Here is a 5,304-nt window from a genome sequence, read left to right on the forward strand (position 1 = left end):
CTCCATTAGATACAAATACAAACTTATTACTCAGATTACCGTTGTCCCGATACACAGAAAAGTATTTTTGGTTTTGACTAATGGTAGAGGTTATTATCTTTTCCGGAAGCTGTAAAAAATCCTGTGAAAACTCACCTATTACTGCATGAGGATACTCTATCAGATTGCATACTGTATCTAATAATCGTTCATCTTGTTTAACCTGATCATCCGAGTCTTTAAATAACTCTGCAAACTGATCCAGGATCAACTCTCGGCGTCGCTCTCGATTGACTAAAACTTTGTTAAGTTCCAAAGTCTCTTCATAGCTTTGTACAGATTCTATCTTAAGCGTTCTATCCAATCCCAGATAGCGATTCCCATAACTAACTCGGTTTGCAGTAATGCCCATATATTCCAAGTTTAATACTTCTTTATCCCACAATGCCAAAATCCAACGAATAGGTCGGGAAAAAGCAAGGTCTTTTTGATTCCATACCATCTTCTTAGGCAGGGGAATCTGATTTATTGCTTCCGGAATCCATTCTCGTAAGATTTCTTTAACATCTTTGCCAGCTTGCATAAAGCGCACAGCAACAAATGCACCCTTTTTAGTTTTCTCTACAAATACATCTTCTGGTTTTGCCCCACTTTTGTGCAAAAAGCCCAACCCTGCCTTGCTTAGTTCTCCTTTGTCATCATATGCAATATTGATGGATGGGCCAATCTTATACACCTCTGCATCATTTTGCTTGGCAGGCAATCCATTTACCGTAATGGAAAGACGACGAGGAGTAGAACCCAGTACAATACTGTTACAAACCAATTCATATTCTTGCAAAAGTTTCTTAAAAGAATCATCGATGCTGCTTATCGCTGGTACTATAACGTTATCTGGCAGCTCTTCTATTCCCAATTCAAACAAAAAAGAGTGCAACAATCTATCCTTTCTCAGTTCCCGAAATTATATCTTAAACTAAGTTGATTTGTTAATCCCAAGTCCCCATAAGATACCACAGCATAATCCAAGTTGAAATTGCGAACTTTCCAGCCTATGCCTAAGCTCCCTCCTCCGGTTAAACCCATTGTGCCGCCCACATTATAATCTCTGGCATTACTCTTAATGCCAGCTCGAAGTGAAAATGCCTTATTTATTAAGTACTCCAAGCCTAATTTCACCAGTATATTTTCGCCGATGGCTTTGTTTATATCTAAAGCACCTAAGAGCTTATCATTCATCTGCATGGAAATACCGGCACCATAGTTTAGAGGAAGTTGTTCTTTATACTCTGTGTCCGTATAATATGTTGTTTGAAAACCTAAATTACGTATCGAGGCACCAACTTTTATTTTGGGGTTTGCCGTATGGTGCAAAATACCCAAATCTACCATTACTGCACTGGCAGACTTACTATCTATACTATCATAAATCATTTTTAAGCTTCCGCCAATATCCAATGCCGGACTAATGAATCTTGCCGTAGATATACCAAGAATCATGCTACTAGCGCCAAATGTTTCCCCAGTTTCAATAAGCTCTCCTGTGCCGCTAATTTCAGTGCGATCGATAGAGCCACTGTTCCAATAGCTCAAACTCATAGCCCAAGCTTCATAGATGTTCTTTGGATATACATAGTTGATTCCACCTCCTGCGCTACCCACAAAATGATCTAAAAATGTAGTGCTCAAACCATGATCTGGAGCGCGTAAGCTTGTAGCTGGATTTAGGTTCATGGCTTCATGATTGCCAGGTATACCTATCCCTGTGCCAGCCATTGCTGCTGTGCGAGCTCCGTAAACCAGTTTTAAGGTATCAAACCCAGTACTTCCAGCTTTTTCGTTTTGGGCAAGCATTGGTACAATAACGCTAAGCAAGAATAGCGTTAATATTATCTTCCATTTCATGTACATAATTATATAACTCCAGATCTGAGGTGGCCCCTAACAAAATTGCGCGATTCTCATCCTTGCGCAGATACTCCGATAAACTGCGCAATATCCTCATATATTCCTGATTCGAATTTTGAGGAACCGCAATCATAAACACCAAATGAACTGGCTCGTTATCCACAGATTGGAAATCGAGCTCAGCAAATATTCTGCACACAGCAATCTGCAGGCAGTTGACTGTTAAATCACGCGCATGGGGAATTGCAATTCCCCTGCCTATTCCAGTACTCATTATTTCTTCACGTCCTTTAACAGCCGCAAGATAGCGATCTGGAAAACTTAAGCAGCCGCTGATAGAAAGTAGCTCTGCCATATATTCCAAACAATCGCTTTTGTTTTTAAACGCATTCACAATGCGTACTAGTTCTGGTTTGAATAATGTATTCATATCCTACCATGGTTTTATGTTAAGGGGCATTGTTTTTGAATACGGTTTCAACGTCAATCAAATTTTCCTTGGCAACCTCAGATAAAACTTGCTGCCGTGGTTTAGCTTGCTTTCTACTGAGATTCTTGCCCCTAATATACGAGCAAAACTATCGACCAAAATTAAACCCAAACCACTTCCGGATTCATTTGCTGTGCCATATTGCCGAAAATCGTTGTCTATCCTAAATATATTTTGTAAATGACGCCGCGAAATGCCCATCCCGTTATCCGATACACACACTTCTGCCCAATCCTTGTGGGAACTTAAGCTCACCCAGATTTTGCTCTTAGGATATGAATATTTCACTGCATTAGATATTAAATTGCGTAAAATGGATGTCAACAACCTCAGATCACTCTCTACAAATACATCTTCTTCATGCACAAATTCCATCGCTACGCCCTTTTGATTTGCCGATTTACGATAGTGATCCATAGCGTAGTTTATGCTCTTTATCAAAGAAACAAATTCTTTCTGGCAAGAGATTTGACCAACTTGTAAACGCGCCCAATCCAAAAGGTTTTCTAGAAGTGTATAGATTCCTCTTGCTGCATTATGAACCTGCAATAAAGCATCCTCCACTTCCGCCCTGCCAAAACTAGAAAAGTTCTCTGCCACAAATTCCGAAAGCGAGATGATGGCATATACGGGGTTTTGAAGATCATGTGCTAATAGCGAAATAAAGCGATCTTTTGTTGCATTTAGCTCCGAAAGATTATTAGCTACTCGTTTTACTTCCTCCTCGGCATTTTTGCGAGCGGTAATATCTGTTATGAATCCATCCAAACATGTGGGATGGTATTGTTTGTCGTAAACCGCATTGCCTTTTTCCAAAACCCAGCGAAGCTCTCCACTGCGATGTGTAATCCGGTACTCAATCTGAAATTGTTTTCGGTTCTTTACAGCATCATTTATTGCTTTGCGAACCAAATCCCTATCTTCTTGATGGATCAAATCATTGTAGCTTAGTACCGCATTATTCAATAGCTCGTTGGCATCGTAACCAGTTAGTTCCAAGCTGCCTTCAGATACAAATAGCATAGACCACTTGGAGTCGTTTCTGCATCTGTAAGCCATGCCCGGCAGGTTATGCATCAAATTTGGCACAAGCTCCGGGCTTATACCATGCAATTGTGGCACTTGCCGCAATACATGTACATCTTTGGCATATTGATTATCTATTTTCTCCATAGATGTCAAGTATACAGAACTTTTAAATATTGTCAAGAAACATGTTACTGTGAGCACCAGCAATATCCCCAGTGTTGAATGGACATGCACGATCTCTTCTCAATGTATGCATTATCGCCATTTTCTTGCTGATCGCCTTTAACAGATTGAGTAAATTCTTATGTTCTAGTTACTTACTAAGGACTATCTTACCCGTTATTGAGGACTCTTTATCCTGGTATCTGTACAAATATACTCCAGCAGACAATGATCGAGTAGAAAACTCTGCCTCGGATCCTTCTATCGGTGTATCGAAAACTTTTTGTCCTCTTATGTTATATACATCCAGCATGCCATTGCTAATGATGTTGCTTTTAACTTTTATTATCTCTCCCACTTGTGCTGGATTAGGAAACAGATGCATTACTTGAGGACTTGAGACATCATCTTCATTGCTTATTATCGAATCTCCCAATTTTAGATCTGTAGGCATCATGCCCACACCGTAGCTTTTCCAAAAGTTAAAATCATCACGATATAAATCCACTTGTGAGTTTGTTCCCCAGTTTGGAACCAAAACTGCCATAAATTCCGAATTGCCACAAATGTCCGATCCACCGTTCATTATTGGATTATTAAAGCCATTTATCAATGTGAAGTTTTGAGCATCGTACTTATAAAGTACTTCGCCGGAACTATCTGCCACCCAGGCAGATCCGTGATCATCAAAAAAAATATTGCCCGGAGTTCCACCCAAATCGATCTGATGCACAACTTCGTCTACAATAGTATCGATAACATAAATCATCCCTCCAATTTCCGCCCAGTTTCCGGTACAGGATACATGCAAGAGGTTGTCTCGCATCACTAAATATTGTGGATTGGCGGCAACTGGTATAGTATCAATAACCTCAAAGCTACTTAGATCTATAACCGATACTGAGGAGCCAGCATAATTCTGTAAATAGTTGCCCGCATTGGCTACATATAGTTTGTTGCCTACTACTGCCAATGCTTCGGGAGCAGTTCCTACCATCACAAAATCTTCTATCAACCCCGAATTAGCATTCATTTTATATACTTTGGAACTAAACAAGCCACTTATATAAAAATGCCCACCAAATCGTACCATATCCCAGGGGTTAGCTCCTAGCTCTACAAAATAATTACCTACATTTACGCCGCTCGTCTTATTTATTTTGCCTATTGAATTGTCACCAGAATTTACAACATAAAGGTAATCGTGCCCAACCAACATTTTATTAGGTATATTCCCCAAAATGCTGAATGAATTTTGCACGCTATCTGTTGCCAAATCTATTCGGCTTAGAGTGCGAGATTGAGAGTTAACTACAAAGATTACTTCCGCTCTATAAGTGGAGAAAGCATTAACCATCAAGATTATGCATATCAATAAGTAACGTTTCATTTTTGTTCACCTCATGAATAATTTGTGACTTGAGATGAACTTTTTGCGAGAAACATCCCGTTGCTCCGGGGATTTTACTCATACTTGCTGGCAGGTTTCCTGGCTCACAGCGGTGTGCTATATAAATAGCTCCAAGAAGCCTTCCCATCCTTATTGGGACAGTGACTTCTTGCACCTTAATGCTGCATACAGTGGCGGAGACCGCTTCGTTTAACGAATTCCCTATTACCTGTATTAGCACCATCAAGTCACACATTCCAAATTATAAATTCTACTATGATGTCAAGATAAAAATCAAGCCTCATCAAAAACGTTTTTCCTTAATTAATGAGTATCATTATTAAGA

Annotated in this window: 5 protein-coding genes and 1 riboswitch; all 5 genes read right to left on the reverse strand. The window is 39.7% G+C overall.

Going from position 1 to position 5,304, the window contains the following annotated elements:
* The coding region (gene glyS, locus LHW48_11060) for a glycine--tRNA ligase subunit beta (GenBank protein ID MCB5260986.1) at positions 1-916 on the reverse strand (916 nt) is incomplete at its 3' end.
* A gap of 14 nt (positions 917-930) precedes the next feature.
* Complete coding sequence (locus tag LHW48_11065) at positions 931-1,890, reverse strand: PorV/PorQ family protein (protein MCB5260987.1); 960 nt, start codon at positions 1,888-1,890, stop codon at positions 931-933.
* Positions 1,847-2,317, reverse strand: a complete 471-nt coding sequence (locus tag LHW48_11070) for a PTS sugar transporter subunit IIA (GenBank protein ID MCB5260988.1) — start codon at positions 2,315-2,317, stop codon at positions 1,847-1,849. The genes LHW48_11065 and LHW48_11070 overlap by 44 nt, the downstream gene beginning before the upstream one ends.
* Positions 2,318-2,374: 57 nt before the next feature.
* Positions 2,375-3,550 (reverse strand): PAS domain-containing sensor histidine kinase, encoded by a 1,176-nt coding sequence (locus LHW48_11075; GenBank protein MCB5260989.1) that lies wholly within the window; start codon positions 3,548-3,550, stop codon positions 2,375-2,377.
* 169 nt (positions 3,551-3,719) lie between these two features.
* On the reverse strand, positions 3,720-4,958 hold the full coding sequence (locus LHW48_11080) for a T9SS type A sorting domain-containing protein (protein ID MCB5260990.1): 1,239 nt from the start codon (positions 4,956-4,958) through the stop codon (positions 3,720-3,722).
* A 71-nt stretch (positions 4,959-5,029) separates the two neighbouring features.
* Positions 5,030-5,218: riboswitch (cobalamin riboswitch) on the reverse strand.
* Between the last annotated feature and the right edge of the window lie 86 nt (positions 5,219-5,304).

This window comes from Candidatus Cloacimonadota bacterium (assembly GCA_020532355.1).
Classification (GTDB): Bacteria; Cloacimonadota; Cloacimonadia; order Cloacimonadales; family Cloacimonadaceae; genus UBA5456.